Genomic DNA, 892 nt, shown 5'->3' on the forward strand with positions numbered 1-892 from the left:
TCTTTTTTGAAAAAACATTTTCATCCGAATTTGTTTGTTTTAATAAATCAATAAGATATGATTTATGATTATAAGATAATTTCTTACCTCCCAAATATATTCTAATTGATTCAGAAATCTCATCAATAACTGTAGGATCATCTATGAAAATTGGTCTAACAAACTCTCTGTTTATATTAATCGTTGATGCTTCTCTGTCTAATACATCTTCTATGAAAACAAGCTTCCCACTATTATTATTAACCTCTGTAAATGAAATTGTTGATTTTAAATTATTAGATGTTAAATTAGAAATTTGAGAATTGAATTCATTGTTAAATACCGATTGCAACATTTCAAATTTCAAATTATCTTCTTTTAGAATATCTGTGTCTAATATCTTTTTAATTTCTTTGATACTCATTCTAATAAGAATATCATCTAAATCTACTTCCATTTCTCCTTCTAAATTTCCCGTTGTTAGACTTTGTGTTATGACGGTTTCTTCTAAAGAATTAATGATTTTTTTTAGTTTATTAGAAAAATTAATACTTTGATTTTCAAACTCTTTTTGAGAAGTAGGATGCTCTTCGAGCATAGAAATGATATACGACATATTATCAAGCAATGCAGTTGCTTCTTCCGCAATTGCTAAACTTTCTTCATCTAATGAAATTTTTTTAAGTCTGTTTAACTCATTATCTATGATATTTAACTTTTGCTTGAATAATTTTATATACGAACTTTCAGCTAAGCTCGTGCCGATAGCATATAAGACTCTCCCCACCGTACTTTTCCCCGAACTATTAGATCCAGCTATTACGGTTACACCTTCTATTTTTATATCTGCGTTAGCTATTATTCCTATATTTTCTATGTTGAGAATAATTTTAAACACACCCTCTCATAAATT

1 protein-coding gene is annotated in these 892 nt (G+C 27.5%); it reads right to left on the reverse strand.

All coding sequences use genetic code 11. The annotated features are described in order from the left end of the window. A partial coding sequence (locus tag QI30_RS18795) for a hypothetical protein (protein WP_148113886.1) occupies positions 1 to 877 on the reverse strand: 877 nt, incomplete at its 3' end. Between the last annotated feature and the right edge of the window lie 15 nt (positions 878 to 892).

The organism is Candidatus Kurthia intestinigallinarum (assembly GCF_003991225.1).
GTDB classification, from domain to species: domain Bacteria; phylum Bacillota; class Bacilli; order Bacillales_A; family Planococcaceae; genus Kurthia; species Kurthia populi.